13 protein-coding genes are annotated in these 19505 nt (G+C 72.4%); 7 read left to right on the top strand and 6 right to left on the bottom strand.

All coding sequences use genetic code 11. The features are described from left to right. Positions 1–17: 17 nt before the first annotated feature. The 4 genes from ACT3SP_RS00185 to ACT3SP_RS00170 form a co-directional block, all read right to left on the bottom strand. Positions 18–1040: a Sir2 family NAD-dependent protein deacetylase gene (locus ACT3SP_RS00185; RefSeq protein ID WP_444585207.1), complete on the bottom strand. Its 1023-nt coding sequence runs from the start codon at positions 1038–1040 to the stop codon at positions 18–20. Between the two features lie 59 nt (positions 1041–1099). Further along, complete coding sequence (locus ACT3SP_RS00180; protein WP_444585206.1) at positions 1100–3145, bottom strand: hypothetical protein; 2046 nt, start codon at positions 3143–3145, stop codon at positions 1100–1102. A gap of 18 nt (positions 3146–3163) precedes the next feature. Beyond that, complete coding sequence (locus ACT3SP_RS00175; RefSeq protein ID WP_444585205.1) at positions 3164–4450, bottom strand: ABC transporter substrate-binding protein; 1287 nt, start codon at positions 4448–4450, stop codon at positions 3164–3166. Between the two features lie 121 nt (positions 4451–4571). Next, a complete protein-coding gene (locus ACT3SP_RS00170; protein WP_444585204.1) occupies positions 4572–5891 on the bottom strand; it encodes an ABC transporter substrate-binding protein in 1320 nt (439 codons plus the stop codon). Between the two features lie 391 nt (positions 5892–6282). Here ACT3SP_RS00170 and ACT3SP_RS00165 point away from each other — a divergent pair, with 391 nt between their 5' ends. The 6 genes from ACT3SP_RS00165 to ACT3SP_RS00140 all read left to right on the top strand — a co-directional run bounded on the left by ACT3SP_RS00165 (position 6283) and on the right by ACT3SP_RS00140 (position 15136). After that, on the top strand, positions 6283–7590 hold the full coding sequence (locus ACT3SP_RS00165; RefSeq protein ID WP_444585203.1) for an ABC transporter substrate-binding protein: 1308 nt from the start codon (positions 6283–6285) through the stop codon (positions 7588–7590). A 153-nt stretch (positions 7591–7743) separates the two neighbouring features. Next, on the top strand, positions 7744–8682 hold the full coding sequence (locus ACT3SP_RS00160) for a carbohydrate ABC transporter permease (protein ID WP_444585202.1): 939 nt from the start codon (positions 7744–7746) through the stop codon (positions 8680–8682). Further along, positions 8675–9586: a carbohydrate ABC transporter permease gene (locus tag ACT3SP_RS00155; protein WP_444585201.1), complete on the top strand. Its 912-nt coding sequence runs from the start codon at positions 8675–8677 to the stop codon at positions 9584–9586. The genes ACT3SP_RS00160 and ACT3SP_RS00155 overlap by 8 nt, the downstream gene beginning before the upstream one ends. A 113-nt stretch (positions 9587–9699) precedes the next feature. After that, the gene (locus ACT3SP_RS00150; protein ID WP_444585200.1) at positions 9700–11118 is read left to right on the top strand and encodes a Gfo/Idh/MocA family protein; all 1419 of its coding nucleotides are present in this window, start codon (positions 9700–9702) and stop codon (positions 11116–11118) included. Continuing rightward, positions 11115–12323, top strand: a complete 1209-nt coding sequence (locus ACT3SP_RS00145; protein WP_444585199.1) for a Gfo/Idh/MocA family protein — start codon at positions 11115–11117, stop codon at positions 12321–12323. The genes ACT3SP_RS00150 and ACT3SP_RS00145 overlap by 4 nt, the downstream gene beginning before the upstream one ends. Before the next feature lie 26 nt (positions 12324–12349). After that, a complete protein-coding gene (locus ACT3SP_RS00140) occupies positions 12350–15136 on the top strand; it encodes a glycosyl hydrolase (RefSeq protein WP_444585198.1) in 2787 nt (928 codons plus the stop codon). A 33-nt stretch (positions 15137–15169) separates the two neighbouring features. Here ACT3SP_RS00140 and ACT3SP_RS00135 read toward each other — a convergent pair whose 3' ends face one another. Together ACT3SP_RS00135 and ACT3SP_RS00130 are read right to left on the bottom strand one after the other, a co-directional pair. Then, positions 15170–16471, bottom strand: a complete 1302-nt coding sequence (locus ACT3SP_RS00135) for an ABC transporter substrate-binding protein (protein WP_444585197.1) — start codon at positions 16469–16471, stop codon at positions 15170–15172. Between the two features lie 185 nt (positions 16472–16656). Beyond that, entirely contained in the window at positions 16657–17751 is a 1095-nt protein-coding gene (locus ACT3SP_RS00130) for a hypothetical protein (RefSeq protein WP_444585196.1), read from the bottom strand. A gap of 293 nt (positions 17752–18044) precedes the next feature. Between ACT3SP_RS00130 and ACT3SP_RS00125 the strand changes: the two genes are divergently transcribed. Then, a complete protein-coding gene (locus ACT3SP_RS00125) occupies positions 18045–19058 on the top strand; it encodes a LacI family DNA-binding transcriptional regulator (protein ID WP_444585195.1) in 1014 nt (337 codons plus the stop codon). Positions 19059–19505 lie beyond the last annotated feature (447 nt).

Genomic DNA, 19505 nt, shown 5'->3' with positions numbered 1-19505 from the left:
CGCTGCCGGAGCCGGCCTCAGCCGGCGAGGGCCGACCACCGTGCCAGGACGTCCTCGAGCCGACCGTGCAGCCGCAGCGTCGCCTCGGGGTCGGCGCGGGTGGGTCCGTCGTTGAGGATCACGACGTCCTTGCCCGACTTCCCGGCGGCGCGCACGAAGCGCAGCCCGGACTGCACCGTGAGGCTCGAGCCGAGCACCAGCAGCGCCTCGGCGGCCTCCAGCGCCGCGAAGGCCGCGGCGACCACCTCGGGCCGGGCGGACTCCCCGAAGGACACCACGTCCGGCTTGAGGATCCCGCCGCACAGGGCGCACGGCGGATAGCGGAAGGTGCTGGTGCGATCCACCTCGGCGTCGCCGTCCGGGGCCTGGGCCGCATCGGCGGCGAGCTCCGGCAGGCGCGCGGCGAGCTCGGGGTTCATCGAGAGCATCCGCTGATGGAGAGCGGTGCGCGCGGAGAGCGCATCGCACTGCTGGCAGCGCACCCGGTCCAGACGTCCGTGCAGGTCGACCACCGGATCCGAGCCCGCGGCCGCATGCAGCCCGTCCACGTTCTGGGTGATCACCGCGGTGAGGGGGAGGGGTGTCGGGTCGAGCGCCGCGAGCAGTCGATGGGTCGCGCCGGGACGGGCGCTGCGGAACTGCTCCCAGCCCACCGTGGAGCGTGCCCAGTAGCGGCGCCGTGCGAGGTCGTGGCGCATGAACTCCTGGTAGGTCATGGGGGAGCGCGGCACCGCATCGCGACCTCGGTAGTCCGGCAGCCCGGAGCCCGTGGACATGCCGGCACCGGTGAGCACCGCGACCGGGCGTCCGCGCAGCAGCGCGAACCCTGCGTCGATCTCGTCCGGGACGCTCCGCAGGCCGTACTGCGCCCCCTCCATCGGCCCCCAGGCGGGCAGGCGCGGCCCGCCGCGGGTGGGACCGGGGCCGTCCAGCGGTGCGCGGGCGGCGGTGGAGAACCAGCGGCCGACGTCGGCGGCGGGGCCCGCCGTGCCCGGGACGGGAGCGTCCGGTTCGGTGTCGGAGCGGTGCGCGCGGCTCATCCCTCGAGCGTAGGCGCTGGGGCCCGGGCGTCGCGGGCGACCGTCTCCGCCGTCGCGGGTCAGCGGGCGGGCAGCGGCAGGATCCTCTCGTGACGGGCTCCCCAGCGCGCCGGCAGGCCGGGGGAGTCCGGGCCGTCGTCCCACCCGGCCGCCATCAGCGCCAGCGCCACGAGGGTGCCGCCGTTGGCCGGCAGGTAGGCGGGCAGTCCGGGGCGCTGGGGGAAGTGCCCGGCGCGGTCGCAGCGGTTCTTCACCGTCGGCAGCAGCAGGGCGTCCACCGCATCCTGCGGACGTCGCAGACGAGCCGCCGTCATCGCCAGCGCCGGGCAGTCCCAGCCCCAGGTGGAGTCCCAGTCCCAGTCCGCCAGCGCGTCCTCGAGCGCGGCCCCGGCCGCCTCGTCGGGGATCGTCCCGGTGGGCGGCACCATGCCGTGGGCCAGCAGATGCGAGGGATGATCGGACCTGTTCATCGCCGGTCCCGCCCGGAAGGTCGTGAGCCTGCCGTCGGCGCCCAGCGGGGAGTGGATCCGCTCGGCGATCGCGGTGAGCTCCCCGGCATCCCGCGCCCCGCGCCGGTGGCGCCAGCCGTCGGCCACCCGCAGCGCCCACGCCGTGTAGGCGAGCTCGAACGCAGGGTCCCGCAGATGCCGCCGCTCCGGGACGTGCCGCTCCTGGGCGCCGATCAGCGGCGGCCCCAGGCCGAGGCGCTTCCCGTCCGGCCGCAGCAGGTCCTGCAGGCACAGCGCCGTCTGCTCGACCAGCTCCTGCAGCATCGGATCGGCGCCGGAGGCGGGATCGGCGCGGCGCACGAGCTCGGCGAGGTGGATCGGGTGGGGCTGCTGCCACAGCAGGAACGGCCCGATGTCGCTCGGGGACTCTCGCAGGTCGGGGCCGATCTGCTTGGGCCAGCGCGCCCCGCGGCATCCCTGCCGTCGGGCCGTCTCCTGCGCGACGGGCAGCGCCGTGGCGTAGAAGGACAGGCTGCGGCGCAGCGAGGGCGCATCGCCCCAGAGGGCGAAGTGGGCCGCATGCCACCAGTGCATCTCGAGATGGAACTTGCCGTGCCACGAGTTCGCGAGCAGACCGGTCTCCGCCGGCGGGAGCTCCCCGGCGGCATGGACCCGCTGGAGGTAGCGGGACAGCACCGCCCTCCGCTCGATCTCCTCGGCCCGGGGGTCGTCCGCCGCGCCCAGATCCAGGACGCCGGTCGTCTCCCAGTGCTCCGCCCAGAAGCGTGCCGCCCTCTCGCGCACCGCGGGACCGGTCGGCTCCGGCAGTCGGCCCCGGGCCGTCGCTGCCGGGGGAGCGGCGCGGGACGCGCGGGGGAGGAGCTCGAGGACCACGTCGAGAGCACCGCGTCCGGGGTCCGGCTCCAGGCGCACCGTCTGCCCGTCGGCAGGCATCGGCCGGGCGCCGTGGACGAGGACGTCGTACTCGAGGTCATCGACCTGGCGACGGATCCGATTCCCCTGCGTCGACGTGCTGTGGTCCGACGGGCGCGTCCAGTCGGCCGCGAGGTCCCAGCCCCGTGACCCGTAGGGGAAGTCCAGCACCAGCTCCAGGCCGGGAGCGTCGATCCGCAGAGCGAGCGCGTCGAGGGTCGGGTCCGAGGTGGTGCTCACGGTGCAGCGGGTCCCGCGGTACCGGAACGTCGAACGGACCGTGCCAGTCCACAGGTCCAGCTGCTGGTCGGCGTCCGTGATCTCCTCGGGACGCGGGCTCGCGCCCCTCGCCGGATCGGACAGCGCGAAGCGGAGCAGGGAGAGCTTGTGCGGATTCTCCCGGAACCAGGCCGCGGTGGGCCCCGGGTTCTCGGTGCCCTCCTCGAGGTCCATGTGCAGGGCCCGGCCGCGCGGGGAGTCGTAGGGGCGCGGCAGGGACTCCCACGGCGCGGCCGGCGGATCGGGCATCGTGTGCCACCCCCACTCGGCGAGCGTGTTGACCCTGGTCTCGCTGCTGCCCGGCCCGCAGAAGGTCTGGGTCCCGGTGCGGTCCACGCCTGCGGCGAACCCTCCGTTGCCCACGGAGAGGATCACGTCGTCGTCGCCGCTCAGCCGTGGGGAGTGGCGTGAGACGACGGTGCGGACATCGATGCTCGTGCTCATCGGGTGCTCATCGGGTGCTCATCCGGCGACGGCGGCGACGGCCTCGTCGTGCCAGGACCGCGCGGCCTGCTCCGCCGTCGCGTTCCCGAACAGGACGTCGTTCTGGTGGCGAGGGGTGATCTCCTCGACCGCGGTGGAGCCGGCCGGCCCGATCCAGGTGGGCTTGAGCTCCTGCTCGCCCAGGGCGGAGATGTACTCGACCTCGCGCTGCGCGGTCCCGGACAGCTCGGGCAGGATCGCCTGCCGCACCTCCTCGACCGCGGGGACGCCGCGGTCGGTGAGGATCAGCGTCCCGGCCTCGGGGTCGTTGATCAGGAAGTCGACGAAGGTCGCGGCGATCTCGGGAGCGGCGGTGCGGGCGGAGATGGTGTAGAGCTGGGAGGACTGCAGCCACACCCCGGTCTCCTGCGATTCGCCGGGGACCTTGACGATCTCGAGGTCGGCGCCCGCGGCCTCGGACAGCGCGGTCAGCGAGCTGGACCAGGTGAGCATGAAGGCGGCGAGGCCGCGGCCCACGAGAGTCTGCTCGGGGCCGACGTCCGTCAGCTCGACCAGCTGATCCGCTCCGGGGGAGGCACCGCTGTCCACGAGGCTCTTCGAGAACGCGAAGAAGGACTCCACGGTCGCGGCGTCCACGCCGATCTCGCCCTCCTCGGTGTAGAGGATCTGGCCGTTCTGGCGGGCCCACAGATCGATCGAGTCGTGGGAGAACACCGTGCCGGAGCCGTAGGTCCCCTCGGGGGAGCTCTCGCTCACCGCAGCCGCCGCCTCGGCGAAGTCGTCCCAGGTCCACGTCTCGGTGTCCGGCAGCTCGACGCCCGCGGCCTCCAGCACCGCCCGGTTCACGATCATCCCGGGGGCGTTGATCCCCGTCGTCACGGCGATCTGGACCCCGTCGACCTGCCCGTTGGTGCGGGCGGCCTCGTCCATCGTGCTCAGGTCGAGGACGTCCTCGACCTCGCCGAGGTCCAGGAGCACGTCGCGCGCCGCGTACTCCGCGGGATAGGCCCCGCCCATGGTCATCACGTCGGGCTCGTCCCCGGCGGCGACGGAGGTGGCCAGCTTGTCGAAGTACCCGGAGATGTCTCCGGGCTCGGTGTCGATCTCGATCTCGGGGTGCTTCCGGACGAAGAGATCGATCACGGCCCCGGTGGTGGCGGCGCGTTCGGGGTTCCCCCACCAGGAGAACCGCAACCGGGTGTCCTCGGCGTCCGCCCCGGGGGAGGCGTTGGGTCCGCAGGCGGCCAGGGAGGGCAGGGCGGTTGCGGCGGCGAGCAGTCCGAGCGTGCTTCGGCGAGTGATCATCGGTGAGCCTCTCGTGCGGGAGTGCGGGAGTGCGGGAGTGCGGGAGTGCGGGAGTGCGGGGGGCAGTGGTGCGGTGGTGCGGTGGTGCGCAGCGACTCGGGCGCCGGGCGGACGGGGCCGGTCAGGTCTCGGGCTGCATGTCCGTGAGGATGGTGAGGATCTCCTCGGCGACCTCGGCGGGAGGTCGGCTGCCGAACAGCGACTCCTCGCCCAGCCGGGAGAACTCGTCCCCGAAGCCGACGCCTGAGGCGGGGGTGACCAGCGGCGGGCTGGACACCTCGGCCTGCATGTCCCGCGCGAAGTCCAGGGCGACCATTTCGCCCTCGTCCAGCACCGACTCCATCTCCGTCTGCAGCTCGGGGAAGGCGGTCACCCCCCGCTCGATCCGGAGGACCCGCGCGGCGTCCTCGTCGCGCAGCAGGAAGTCGACCAGGGTCCCCGCGCCCTCGGGGTTCGTGGTCCCGGCGGCGATCGACCAGTACATCGAGGCCTTGTTCGCCATCTGGTGGTCCCCGCTGGTGCGGGCGGGGAGGCGCAGCAGCCGCAGCGGGGAGCCGGAGGACTGCTGGAAGGTCTGCACCTGGGTGTGGAACTGCAGGTGGAAGGCCGCGCGGTTGTTGCCGAAGCGGCCCTGCTCGACCCCGGCGGCGAAGTCCTCGAGCTGTTCGGAGGGGCCCAGGGCCGCGCCGGACTCCACCAGGGACAGGGCGTGCTCGAGATACGCCACGATCGTGTCGTGGCTGATGAGGGTCTCGTCCTCACGGGGGAAGAGCTGCTCGCCGCTCTGCCGCGCCCACGCGCCGAGCTCCGCGGCGCTGGTGCCGAAGAAGTCGAAGCCCACCACGTCCTCGTCCGCACTCGCGGCCCAGTCGCTCACCTGGGCGGAGATCTCGGCGAAGTCGTCCCAGGTCCAGGTGGTGTCGTCGGGCATCGGGACGTCGGCCTGCTCGAGGAGCGTGGGGTTCACGCCGACGGAGAAGATCCCGATGCCGAGCGGGGCGCCGACGAGGGTGCCGTCGGCGAGCCGCCCGGTGTCGAGCACGGCATCCTCCATCCCGCTGAGGTCGAGCACGTCGGAGAGCGTCTCGAGGTCCAGCAGGGAGGAGCGGGTGCCGTAGGAGTCGATGTAGGACTCGTCCATCTGGAGCACGTCGGGCGCGTCCCCGCCGGCGAACTGCGTGGCGAGCTTGTCCCAGTAGCCCGTCCACTCGCTGTACTCCGGGGCGACCGCGACGTCCTCGTGCGCGGCGGCGAAGAGGTCGAGGGCCTCGTGGGTCATCTCCGCCCGCAGGTCGCCTCCCCACCAGTAGATCCGTACCGGGCCGGCGTCCCCGTCCCCGTCGCCGGATCCGCGGGTGGCGTTGGGGCCGCAGGCGGCCAGGGCGGGCAGGCCGCCGGCGGCGGCGAGCAGGGCGAAGGTGCTGCGACGGGTGATCATCATCGATCCTTTCCTCGCGGCATCGATGCCGGAGATTGAGTCGTCTCAGACGGGGCAACAGTGTCCCATGCCGACGGGTCGACCCCTCGGGTGCTCCCGCGGGCGGTGCTCTCGAGGGGCACCGCGTCGCGCGGCCTCGGAGCATCGTGACCCGGGCGTGATGGAGCGGGCTTGACAGCACTCTCGTGAAGCGCTTTCCTGTAGTGAATCACCTCACGGTCGAGCCGTCCACCCGGACGGCGGGCAGCGAGGTCCGCACCACCGAGTTGAAACCTTCCATCGACGGTCCGTCGGGTCACCCCTGCCCGCACCGTCGGCCTCCTGCCGGATCGTCCGCGACGGCCGCTCCGACGCTCCGCCCCTCACCTGCACCACGACGATCAAAGGAGATCTCATGCTGAACCGACGCATGGCACTGTCCGCCGGCCTCGCCCTCCCCGCCCTCGCCGGCCTCGCGGCCTGCGGCCCCAACGCCGCCGGCGGCACCGGCGGCGGGGACGACGGCGAGAACGGTTCCGCCTCGCTCCGCCTGGCCTGGTGGGGCAATCCCACCCGTGACGCCGACACCCAGGAGGTCGTCGAGGCCTTCGAGGAGGTCGACGACTCCATCTCGATCTCCCTCGAGCCCGGGGAATGGGGAGGGTACTGGGACAAGCTGGCCACCCAGACCGCCGGCGGCGACACCCCCGACATCATCCAGATGGACGAGAAGTACATCGCCGAGTACGGCGGTCGCGGGCAGCTGCTCGACCTCGCCGAAGCGGGCCTGGACACCTCCGAGTTCGCCGAGGGCGCCGTCGAGGTCGGCGAGCTGCCGGACCACGGGCTGCTCGCCATCAACGCGGGCCTGAACGCGGTGACCATGCTGGCGAACCCCGCGGTGTTCGAGGAGGCCGGCGTCGACCTCCCGGACGACTCCACCTGGACCTGGGACGAGTTCATCGACATCGCCACCGAGATCACCGAGAACACCGAGGACGGCACCTGGGGCAGCAGCCAGTTCGGCGGGGTCCAGGCCCTGTTCCAGGTCTGGGTGCGACAGATGGGGCAGGACCAGTACAAGGACGGCGGCGCCGGCTTCGACGTCGACGCGGCCACCTCGCTGCTCGAGTACGCGCTGCGCCTCCAGGACTCGGAGGCGAGCCCCGGTGCCAGCGTCTCCGTCGAGGACGGCAACCAGTCCCAGGACCAGACGCTCTTCGCCACCGGCAAGCAGGCGATGATCCCGGCGTGGTCCAACCAGGCCGTCGCCTTCGACTCGATGATCGGAGGGGGCGCCGTGCTGCTCCGGCCGCCGTCGATGTCCGGCTCCGCCGCCGATGCGCAGCTCTGGTACAAGGCGTCGATGTACTGGTCCATCTCCGCGACCACCGCGGATCCCGAGGCGGCGCTGAAGGTCGTCGACTTCCTGGTCAACTCCCCGGAGGCCGGCAAGATCATCTCGGTCGAGCGGGGCGTGCCCGGGAACCTCGCAGTGCGCGAGGCGATCACGCCGGACCTCGACGAGTCCAACCTGCTGGCGGTCGACTACCTCGAGGCCATCGAGGACGAGCTCGGCGAGGCCCCCGAGATCACCCCGCAGGGAGGCGGCGAGTTCGAGTCCATCCTCCAGCGGGCGAGCGAGGACGTCCTCTTCGGCAACATCACCGCGGAAGAGGGTGCCCAGCGACTCGTCGACGAGCTGGAAGCAGCCCTGTCCTGATCAACCTGGCACCCGTCCCGTGAGAGCGGGGCGGGGCCGCAGGGCCTGGCCACTCGGGCAGCGGATCGACCGCTCCGGGTGACTCGCGGGCCGGCCGGGGCGGCTGCCCCGGCCGGCCCCGGAACGGCCTCCAGCGCAGAAGGGAGTGACCGTATGAGTGCGGTCGGAGAACTGACACAGATGGTGTCGAAGAGGAAGAAGGGCGGGGCGAAGGCGGAGCATCCGGACAACAAACCGGCGCTGCTGTTCATGACGCCGTGGCTGCTGGGATTCCTGGGCATCACGCTGCTGCCGATGATCGCCTCGTTCGTCCTGGCGTTCACCGACTACAGCCTGCTGGCCCCGCCGGAGTTCGTGGGGCTGGCGAACATCCGGGAGATGATCGGCGACACCCGCCTGCACAACTCGCTCGTGGTCACGTTCATCTACGTGTTCGTCGGCACGCCGCTGCAGCTCATCGCCGCGCTGGCCCTGGCGGTCGTGCTGAACCAGGGGATGAAGGGCCTGTCCTTCTACCGCTCCGTGTTCTACCTGCCGTCGCTGCTGGGCGGATCGGTCGCGATCTCGATCCTGTGGCGCCAGATGTTCGGCGCCAACGGTCTGGTCAACCAGCTGCTGGAGGTGCTGGGCTTCACGGGCATGCCGGGCTGGGTCTCGAACCCGGACACGGCGCTGAGCACGATCATCCTGCTGAACGTGTGGACCTTCGGCTCGCCGATGATCATCTTCCTGGCCGGTCTGCGGCAGATCCCCGAGATGTACTACGAGGCGGCCTCGGTCGACGGGGCCTCGAAGGTCTCGCAGTTCTTCAAGATCACCATCCCGCTGCTGACCCCGATCATCTTCTTCAACGTGGTCCTGCAGGTGATCAACTCGTTCCAGACCTTCACCCAGGCCTTCGTGGTCTCGGGCGGGACCGGCGGTCCCTCGGACTCGACGATGTTCTTCACGCTGTACCTGTACCAGAAGGGCTTCACCCAGTTCGACATGGGCTATGCCTCCGCGATGGCGTGGCTGCTGCTGATCATCGTCGCCATCTTCACCGCCATCAACTTCTTCGTCTCCAAGTTCTGGGTGTTCTACGATGACTGATCTCCACCACCGGCCCGAGACGGGCGCGAGCGATCCCGCCGCCGGCACCACGACCATCACCCCCAAGGCCCGGCCCCGCCGCCTGGTGCGGCGCACCGTCAAGCACGTGCTGATGGCGGCGGCGAGCCTGGCGATGATCTATCCGCTGCTGTGGATGGTGGTCTCCTCGCTGCGACCCAATGAGGAGATCTTCCGCAATCCCGGCCTGTGGCCGCTGAGCTTCAACACCGAGAACTTCGTCTCGGGCTGGAACGCCCTGGCGCACCCGTTCTCGCACTACCTGATGAACTCCACCCTGCTGGTGCTGGGCTGCGTGATCGGGAACCTGGTGGCCTGCTCGCTGACCGCCTACGCCTTCGCGCGGCTGAAGTTCTGGGGCCGCAACATCGCCTTCGCGCTGATGCTGATGACGCTGATGCTGCCGATCCACGTGGTGATCGTGCCGCAGTACATCATGTTCAGCCAGACCGGCTGGGTGAACACGATGCTGCCGCTGATCCTGCCGAAGTTCCTGGCCACCGACGCCTTCTTCGTGTTCCTGATGGTGCAGTTCATCCGCGGCATCCCCAAGGAGCTGGACGAGGCCGCCCGCATCGACGGGGCCGGTCACTTCCGGATCTTCTTCCAGGTGATCCTGCCGCTGATGCTGCCGGCCCTGGCCACCACCACCATCTTCACCTTCATGTGGACGTGGAACGACTTCTTCGGCTCCCTGATCTACCTGACCACCCCGGAGAACTTCACCGTCCCGCTGGCGCTGCGCCAGTTCCTGGACACCCAGGGGGCCTCGAACTGGGGCGCGATGTTCGCCATGTCGGTGCTGTCGCTGGTGCCGCTGTTCCTGGTGTTCCTGTTCGGTCAGCGCTTCCTGGTCAAGGGCTTCGCCACCACCGGTATCAAGTAGACCCGATCACCCCTCGGCGACCGACCGACCGTCCCGACCGCCTCCCCCGACCCCGCGGCCGCCCTCGGCTGCTATCCCGCCGCCATCCGCCGCCACTCACTGCCAGGAGAGACATGACCACCCGCTACGCCCTGATCGGTGCCGGGCACCGAGCCCAGATGTACCTCGACGCGATCGCCGGACCGCATGCCGATGTCGCCGAGCTGGTGGCGCTGCTGGACGTGAACCCCGCTCGGAGCGAGTTCCACCGCGACCGGGTGCCCGCCTTCGCGGACGTGCTCCTCGCCGGTCCCGAGCAGCTCGAGGAGGTGATCCGCGAACAGCAGGTGGATCGCGTCATCGTCACCAGCGTGGACCGGCTCCATGCCGAGCACGTGGTCCGCTCCCTCGAGGCGGGGGCCGACGTGGTGGTCGAGAAGCCGCTGACCATCGACGCCCCGTCGGCCCGCGCCATCCAGGAGGCGATCGACCGCACCGGACGCTCCGTGGTGGTGACCTTCAACTACCGCTACAGCCCGCGCAACACCGCGCTGAAGCAGGTCATCGCCTCCGGGGAGATCGGCGAGGTGGTCTCGGTGACCTTCGAGTGGGTGCTGGACACCCAGCACGGCGCGGACTACTTCCGTCGCTGGCACCGCGACAAGACCAACAGCGGCGGCCTGTTCATCCACAAGGCCGCCCATCACTTCGACCTGGTGAACTGGTGGATCGCGGACACTCCCGCCCGCGTGTACGCCCGGGGCGGACTGCGCTTCTACGGGGCCGACGCCGCCGCCCAGCGCGGGCGGGCCCCGCTGCCGGGGCGCGGCACGCACGACGGGCCGCACGATCCCTTCGAGCTGGACCTGCGCTCGGACGAGCGTCTCGAGGCCCTCTACCTGAAGGCCGAGGAGCACGACGGCTACCAGCGCGACCGCTCCGTGTTCGATGCCGGGATCACCGCGGAGGACAACCTCACCGCCCTCGTGGACTACTCCCGCGGCGCCGTGCTGACCTACGCCCTGAACGCCCACAGCCCCTGGGAGGGCTACCGGGTCGCGGTCAACGGCACCGCCGGCCGCGCGGAGCTCGAGGTGGTCGAGCGCGCCGAGGTGATCGCGCAGGGCGGTGACGGGTCCGGCTCCTCCGCCCACGTGGACCCGAGCGCCGTCGCGGTCACCACCGCCGACGCCGGCGCGCGCGAGCGGGGCGAGCGCCTGGTGGTGCAGACCCACTTCGCTCCCGCCCGGGAGGTCGAGATCCCCGAGGGCACGGGCGGTCACGGCGGCGGTGACGCGCTGCTGCTGCGCGACGTGTTCGTCGGCCCGGCGCAGGACGAGCTCGGCAGGCCCTCCGACCACCGCGACGGACTGCGCGCGATCTCGGTCGGCATCTGCGGCAACGAGTCCCTGAGCAGCGGCCTCCCGGTCGACGTCACCGAGTTCCTGGGCCTGGACCTCCGGCGCGCGACGGACGCCACGTCGCGGCTCGCAGGGAGCGCGGGGCTCGCAGGGAGCTCAGCGCCCGCGGGGACCGCGCAGGCCCTGCGATGAGCGACCCCGTGCGCGTCGCGCTCGTCGGCACCCGCGGCTTCGGGGCCGTGCACCTGCGCACTCTCGACCGGCTCAGCGCGGAGGGCCTGGCCCGTCTGGTCGGCGTGGTCGACGTCGCCGAGCCCCCGGCGGAGGTCGCGGGGATCCACCACCGCGACCTCGCCGAGCTGTTCGGTGCGCTCGGAGCTGATGACCGCCCCGAGGTGGTCATCATCGCCACCCCGATCGACACCCATGTGCCGCTCGCGCTCGAGGCGCTCGGCGCGGGGTGCGACGTGTATCTCGAGAAGCCCCCGGTGCCCGCCCTGGAGGAGCTGCCGCTGCTGCAGGACGCGGCCGATGCCGCCGGGCGCAGCGTGCAGGTGGGGTTCCAGGCCCGCGGCGGCGCCGGCATCGACGCGCTGCGGGACGCCATGGCCGGCGGCGAGCTCGGGGAGATCCGTGCGGTCCGCGCCTACGGGGCGTGGCAGCGCGATCGGGCCTACTACCGCCGCTCCCGCTGGGCGGGCCGGCGGCGGCTCGAGGGCCGACGAGTGGCCGACGGGGTCGCCACCAACCCGCTCGCCCACTCCGTCCACGCGGCGCTCGCGCTCGCCGGGATCCGGACCGCCGAGGACATCTCCTCGGTGGTCACGGAGCTGCGACGCGCTCACGACATCGAGGCCGACGACACGAGCTTCCTGCGGATCGAGCCCGCCGCGGCGCCGGGCGCCGCGGGCGAGGCGGGAGCCGGCAGCGCTCGTCCCGTCGTGCTCGCGGCCCTGACCACCACCGCTCCCGACCAGTCCGCCCCACGCGTGGACGTGGTCGGGACGCAGGGCTCGGCCCGCCTGTTCTACACCGAGGACGTCGCCGAGGTGCGCACGGTCGACGGCGCCGTGACCCGTCACGAGTACGGCCGCACGGACCTGGTCGAGAACCTGCTCGCCCATGTGCGCGACCGGTCGATCTCTCTGATCAGCCCGCTCGCGGACACCGGGGCGTTCAGCGCCGTGCTCGAGGCGATCCAGGCCGCCCCGGACCCTCGGCCCATCGACCCCGGATCAGTCACCTGGGTGGGCGAGGAGGACGCCGCCCATCCCGTGGTCGCCGACATCGAGAGCATCCTGGAGGAGGCTCTCGAGACCGGTCGGCCGTTCAGCGAGCTCGGCGTCCCCTGGGCGCGGGAGGACGCCGTGCACACCTGGACCCCGTCCCGAGGCTGAGCTCGGACACACCACGAAGGAGCCCCATGCCCGCTGCCACCGTCGCCCAGGTCCTGGACCGCCTCGACCGGCCCGATCCCACAGCGCGCCCCATGATGCGCTGGTGGTGGTTCGGGCCCGACGTCGACGAGGCCGAGATCGACCGTGAGCTGCGAGCGATGGCGGACGCCGGCCTGGGAGGGGCCGAGGTCTCCTTCGTCTATCCCCTGCGGCCGAGCTCCCCGCAGTACCTCTCAGACCGGGCCATGGGCCGCCTCCGTCACGCCGCCGAGACCGCCCGGGAGCTGGGCCTGCGCCTGGACGTCACCCTCGGCAGCGGCTGGAGCTACGGCGGCGCGCACATCGGGCCCGAGCACGCCTCCCGTCGCCTGCGCTGGGAGCGCCGCGATCTCGGACCGGCCGCGTTGAGCGTCGACCTGGTGCCCTCCTGGCCCGGGGACGAGGTGGTCGTCGCCTGCCTCGGCGACGGCCTCCCGCCGTCGGCCTGGCGCCCGCTGGACCTCGAGCGCGACCTCGAGCGCGACCACGGCGTCGGCCCGTCGCCCGACCGCGGCCCGTCCGCTCCCCCGGTCCGGCTCGAGATCCCCGCGGGCCGCGGGCCGCGCACCGTGCTGATCGCCTGGTCGACCACCACCGGCCAGCAGGTCAAGCGCTCCGCCGCCGGCGCCGAGGGGCCGGTGCTGGACCATCTCAGCGCCGCCGCCACGCGCCACCATCTCGAGGTGGTGGGGGAGCGGATCCTCCGGGCCGTCCCGGCCGAGCTGCTCGGCTCCGTGTTCAGCGACAGCCTCGAGGTGTACGACGCGGGATGGACCGCAGGCCTGCCCGAGCACTTCCGGGCCCGCCGCGGCTACGACCCGCTGCCGCTGCTGCACCTGCTCGAGGTGGACGGCCCGGGCGCCGCGGCATTCCGGGAGGACGTCGGCCTCACGCTGTCCGAAATGGTCGAGGAGAACTTCGTCGCGGTCTGCCGGGAGTGGGCCGAGGATCACGGGGTCCGCTTCCGTCTGCAGGGCTACGGCGAGCCCCCGATCACCCTGAGCGCCCAGCGCGGAGCCCACCTGATCGAGGGGGAGGGCGCCGGATGGACCTCGCTGACCCAGTCGAGGTGGGCCTCGTCGGCCGCGCATCTCGAGGACCGCCCCTCCGTGTCCAGCGAGATCTGGACCTGGGTGCACTCCCCGTCCTTCCGCGCCACCCCGCTCGATCTCCTCGGCGAGGCCCATGAGCACCTGCTGCTCGGCATCACCCGCTTCGTGGGCCACGGCTGGCCCTACAGCGCCCCCGACGCCCCGGGGCTGGGCTGGACCTTCTACGCCGCCGGCGCCCTGGACGACCGCAACGCCTGGTGGCCGGCCATGCCCGAGCTCACCGCGTACCTCACGCGCCTCGCCGGCGTGATGAGCGAGGGCAGGCCGGGGGCCGACGTGGCCCTCTACCTGCCCTATGCGGACGTGCGAGCCGCCCACTCCGGCGGTCACGACCTGTGGCGCGCCTGCCGGGCCCATGTGGGAGAGGAGATCCCGGCCCGGATCCGCCGAGCCGGCTACGACCTCGACCTGGTCGACGACGACGCGCTGAGCACCCTCGACCCCGCCGCGTATCCGCTGGTGGTGCTGCCGCGGGTGCACCGCCTCCCTCGGGCCGCGAAGGAATGGCTGGACCGGGTGCGGGAGGCCGGCGGGACCGTCCTGGCGGTGGACTCCCCGACCTACCCCGCGGGGGTCGCCGCCACGGCGCCGGCGGACCCTCTCGACGATGCGACGCTCGTGGACCATTCCCTGCTGGCCGCCGCTGCCCAGCAGGCGGGGCGGGGGGCCGACGAGCAGCAGGCGCCGCGGGCGACCGCCGACGGCGCTGCGGACCCGCTCGAGACCGCGCTGCGCGCCGCGCTCGAGCCGCCGGTGCGGGTCGACGGGGGCGGCGGCGACCTCGGGGTGGTGCGACGCCGTCTCGAGGACGGCGATCTGTACCTGCTCGCCAACACCGGGCCGACCACCCGCGAGCTCACCGTGCACCTGCGCGAGCCCCGCACCCACCTGGCGCTGTGGGATCCCGCCGACGGGACGCGCACCGCTCTCGCGGCCGACGGCGGGTCGCTGCGGCTGGCGCCGTACCAGGCGATGCTGCTGGTCGCCGACGACGGCTCCGGTGACGGCTCCGGCGGGGGCGAGGACGGGAACGAGGACGGGGCAGAGGTCGAGGCCGGTACCCGGTGCGAGCGGGCCGTGCCCGCGGCGAGCAGGAGCGCCTCGGTCACGGCTCCTGACCCGGTCGCCACCCCGGACCAGGTCGCCGTCGACGGCTGGACCCTCGCGCGCGGCGACCGCGCAGCGCAACCGGTCTCGCTGCCGCATCTGCGCGATCCGGCGCCCGATCCGGATCCGAGCCCGATGGTGTTCGAGACCACCGTGCACCTCACCGCCGAGCAGCTGCGCGGCCGGATCGTGCTGGATCTGGGCGAGGGCACGCCGCTGCCGCCGGTGCCCGGCGTCCAGGGCTACCGTGCGCACCTCGCCCCGCCCGTGCGCGAGATCGCGGTGGTCGAGGTCGACGGCCGCCGATGCGGGGTGATCTGGCGCCCGCCGTACTGCCTCGACCTCACCGCCGCGCTGCGGCCGGGAGGGAACCGACTGCGGATCCTCGTGCACGGCACCACGGCTCCCGCCGCCGCCGCGGATCACGAGGCCGCGGCGACGGTCGCCGCCGCGCACGCCGCCTACGGCGAGAGATTCCAGCAGCAGCAGCTCGAGCGGATGCTCGACGGCGTCGCCACCGGCCTCGCCGTCGTGCCGCAGCTGCGGCTCCTCTGAGGGCCCGCAGGTCCCCCGCGGCGGTCCGGGCCCTCAGGTCTCGGGCTGCATGTCGGCGAGGATCTGGAGCATCTCGTCGGCGACCTCGGACGCCGTGCTCCTGTCGAACAGCGCGTCCTGCGCGAGCCGCGTGAACTCGTCGCCGAAGCCGACGGCGCTCGCGGGGGTCACCACGGGCGGCTTGACGACCTCGTCCTGCATCGCCTGGGCGAAGTCGAGGGAGACCAGTTCGTTCTCGGTCAGCAGAGGGCGCACGGCCTCCTGGATCGCCGGGAAGGCGGGGATGCCGCGCTCGATCTTCAGGACCTCGGCGGCGCCTTCGTCGGTGAGCAGGAAGTCGCTCAGCGCCCCGGCGGCGTCGGGGTCCGCGGTCTGGGCACCGATCGACCAGTACATCGAGGCCTTGTTGACCATCTTCGCCTCACCGCTGGTGCGCCCGGGCATGCGCAGCAGCTGCAGCGGATCCCCGGTGGAGTCCTGGAAGGTGAGGATCTGGGAGCTCGGCACTTGCTGGAAGGCACAGCCGGCCGTCGCGAACATGCCCTGCTCGAGGCTCGCCGAGGAGTTCTCGATCTGCGCGGCCGCATCCGGCGCGGCGCCGGTGTCGGTGAGCTTCCGGGTGAACTCGAGCAGGGAGACGATCGTGTCCTTGCTGACCGGCTGCTCGTCCTCCCGCGGGAAGAGCTGCTCGTCGCCGCTCTGACGCGCCCAGGCGGCGAGGTCCCCGGCGCCGAGTCCGAAGGAGCTGGTGCCGAAGACGCTCTCGCCTGCGGACTCCGCCCAGTCGGAGACCTGCTGGCAGATCTCGAGGAAGTCGTCCCAGGTCCAGGTGGCGTCGTCGGGGATCTCGACACCGGCTCGCTCGAGCACGGCGGGGTTCATGCCGGTCGCGTAGAGGTTGAAGCCGTTCGGGGCGCCCACCAGGGTGCCGTCGGCCAGCCGCCCGGTCTCGAGGATCGCCTCGTCCATCTCCGAGAGGTCCAGGATGTCCGGGATGCTCTCGAGGTCCAGCAGGGACCCCTTGCTTCCGTAGGAGTCGATGTAGGCCTCGTCCATCTGGATCACGTCGGGGGCGGCGCCGCCGGCGGTCTGCGTGGCGAGCTTGTCCCAGTAGGCCGACCAGTCGCTGTACTCGGGCTCGATGGTGAGGTCCGGATGATCCTCCGTGTACATGTCCAGGACCTCCTGGGTGAGGCCGGCGCGGAGGTCGGCGCCCCACCAGTACACGCGCAGCGTGTCGGGTTCGGAGGATCCGGCGTTGGGGCCGCAGGAGGCGAGGGCCGAGGTGGCGCCGCCGGCTGCCAGGAGGCCGAGCAGGTGTCGTCGGGTGAGCATGGTCGTCTCCTGCGTGTCGAGGGAGCGGGGGTGCCACGGGCCGGTGCGGGCATCGATGCCCACGTGAGAATTCCGGCCCGGAGCGGCTGCGGACCGCCAGTCTGGGCCTCCGGAGCGGGGAGCGTCAACCGCTTTCCGGCATCCGGTCGGCGGCCGACGCGGATCCCGGCCCTCGGCCGCCGGGGTCAGGTCGCGCCCGGCCCCTGCGCGGGCGGAGGTGCTGAGGTGGGGGCTGAGGTGGACGCTGACGTCGGCGTGGAGGCTGACGCCGGTGCCGGTGCCGGTGCCGGTGCCGGTGCCGGTGCTGAGGCGGGCACCGACGGCGGCAGAGCACGCGCCCGGCGTCGCGCCCGACCGCGCACGAGCGCGAGGACACCCGTGTGCGTCAGCATGATCATCGCCGCGGCGAGCGCACCGCCCGTGATCGCGAACGAGATCACCGCGCTTCCCGTCCGGTTGGTCCACAGCAGGGGCACGGCGGACAGCGCCCCCGGGACGATGACCATGAGCGTCACCGCGAGCATCGCGAGCGCGGGGACCACCAGCGAGTACGGCGACCAGCGGGTCGCCGCCGCGCCCAGGAGCACCAGCAGCGCGCCGGCGAGGACGAGCACCGCGGTCAGAGGGTTGAAGCGCGAGTCGAACGTCACCGCCGCGACGAAGGCGCCCTCCGCGAGGCCGTACAGGTGCAGTCCCGCTCCCAGCAGCAGCAGGACGGGGACGAGGGCCGCTCCGGTGATCGAGAGGGCCACGTGGGCGTCCGGTCGCCGTCGGGCGAGCGCCAGGGCCACCCCCAGACCGCCCAGGAGCGGATGCAGCAGGGACGGGAGGCCGAGGACGAGCCCGTCGAGGACCTCGTTCGGGAGCATGTCCGGGACGTTCGCGTACACCTGGTTCAGGAGCCCGGGAACGGCGGTGACGGTGAGACTGACCAGGCTCAGGGCGCCCACGGCGACGAGCCCCGCAGAGCTCGCGATCCCGGTCGCGACGACGCCCATGAGCAGCAGCACGCCGAGGCCGACGCCCAGCAGCACCCGCATCCCCACGGGGCTCGTCAGCAGCTCCGTGGGGGAGACGCTCATGTGTCCGTAGTTCATGAAGAACATCCGCCACCCGAAGCCGCCGTAGGCGAGGAGGCCGGTGGCGATCGGGGTGACGACCAGGGCGATCGCGACGGTGAGAAGGCGCGCGACGACCCCGGAGCCCGGGCGCGGACGGAGAGCGGGGTCGGGCGGCGCTGCGCCGTCGGACCTGGCGTCGGGTCGGGGATCCGTGGTCACGGTGACCTCCTGGGGTCGTCGTCGGCTCAGGGAGGCTCCCGGGATGTCCTGCGGCGCCGGAGGACCCTCTGGGACGAGCTTAGGCGCTCGCCGCTGCGCCGTCACCGTGTCGCACCGCTGCCGGCACCTCGCCGCAGCACCTCGCCGCGACGTCCCGCCGCGGCACCGTGGCGGGCTCGCCCGGCAGGGCCACGTGCGGCGGTGCCCGAGGGTCCCGGCCGCTCGCGATAAAGTCGAGGCCATGGCCCGCGGCGCCCGCCCGGGCCGTCACGGACGAGGCGAGGAGCGTGGGGATGGCCGCGACCCGCACGGTCGGTATGAAGGACGTCGCCCGGCAGGCCGGCGTCTCCGTCGGCACCGTCTCCAACGTCCTGAACCGCCCCGAGATCGTCTCCCCGGACCGCCGCGAGAGGGTCGAGGCCGCGATCACCGAGCTCGGCTACGTGCGCAACGACGCCGCTCGACAGCTGAAGCTGGGCCGATCCCGCACCGTCGGCGCGATCGTGCTCGACTCCGGCAACCCCTTCTACACCCAGCTGGTGGGCGGGATCGAGGCCGCGGCGGAGGCCTCGCAGCTGATGGTCATCGCCGGCAGCACCGGCAACCGGGAGCAGCGCGAACGGCTCTACCTCTCCCTGTTCGAGGAGCAGCGGGTGCGCGGGATCCTGCTCGCCTCCACCGGCGGCAGCGCCGAGCTGGTCGCGGCGATCCGGAGGCGCGGCACGCCGGTGGTGCTGGTGGAGAGCGATCGGGAGGCGCGCGGCGGCTCCTCGGTGAGCGTGGACGACATCGCCGGCGGGGAGATCGCCGTGCAGCACCTGGCCGGTCTCGGCCGTCGGCACCTCGGGGTCGTCGCCGCCCGGCAGGACCTGCGCCAGGTCGCCGACCGCCTGCGCGGGGCGCGTCACGCCGCCGAGCAGGCGGGCCTCGAGCTCGAGGTGATCGAGGCCGAGGATCTCACCGTCCTGGCCGGGCGCAGCGCGGGCGAGGGGATCGTGGCCCGGCCCCGCGCCGACCGGCCCGATGCCGTGTTCTGCGTCAACGACCTGCTGGCCGTGGGGGTGCTGCAGGCCTTCGCCTTCCGCCACCAGGTCGCGGTGCCCGAGGAGATCGCCCTGGTGGGTTATGACGACATCGCCTTCGCGCGCTCGACGGTGGTGCCGCTGACCTCCGTCTCCCAGCCCGCCGACCTCATGGGGCGCACGGCGCTGGCCCTGCTCGAGGAGGAGATCGCGACCCCCGACGCCGCCCCACGGCACGTGAGCTTCACGCCGAAGCTGGTGGAGCGGGAGTCGACGACAGGATGAGCGGCGGATCCGACGTCGACGTGGCTCACGGGGACGGTCCCACAGAAGCCCCGACCATCGACGTCTCCGGCTGGCCCGTTGTTGACGACGAGTGGCTCGGTGACCAGGAGAAGGTCTGGGTGAATCGGCCACCGGGCAACGGGTGCCCGAAGCAGGTCAGATGGCTGTTCAAACCCTCGCGTCGAACACCTGTTCTCGCCCCGGGCGGAGCACCTACTTGCACCTTCACATGGTTCGATGCACAGTCGGAATTCATCGCACACGGACTCGCGGAACTGCTTCGTGTTCCCTCCGCGCGTATCCTCATGGCACAAAGTTCGATCAGGGGAAGAATGTTCCTCTGATCGATATCGCGCATGAGGCGCTGGATCTGTGGGGAGGGCCCTGGATCGAACGTCTCAACGCGGTACGGATCGCCGACGAGCAGCGGATCGTGGGTACGGCGCC

Source organism: Brachybacterium sp. AOP43-C2-M15 (assembly GCF_052446295.1).
GTDB lineage: Bacteria > Actinomycetota > Actinomycetes > Actinomycetales > Dermabacteraceae > Brachybacterium.
Note: the sequence above shows the minus strand (reverse complement) of the source record. Positions and strands in the feature narration are given on the sequence as shown.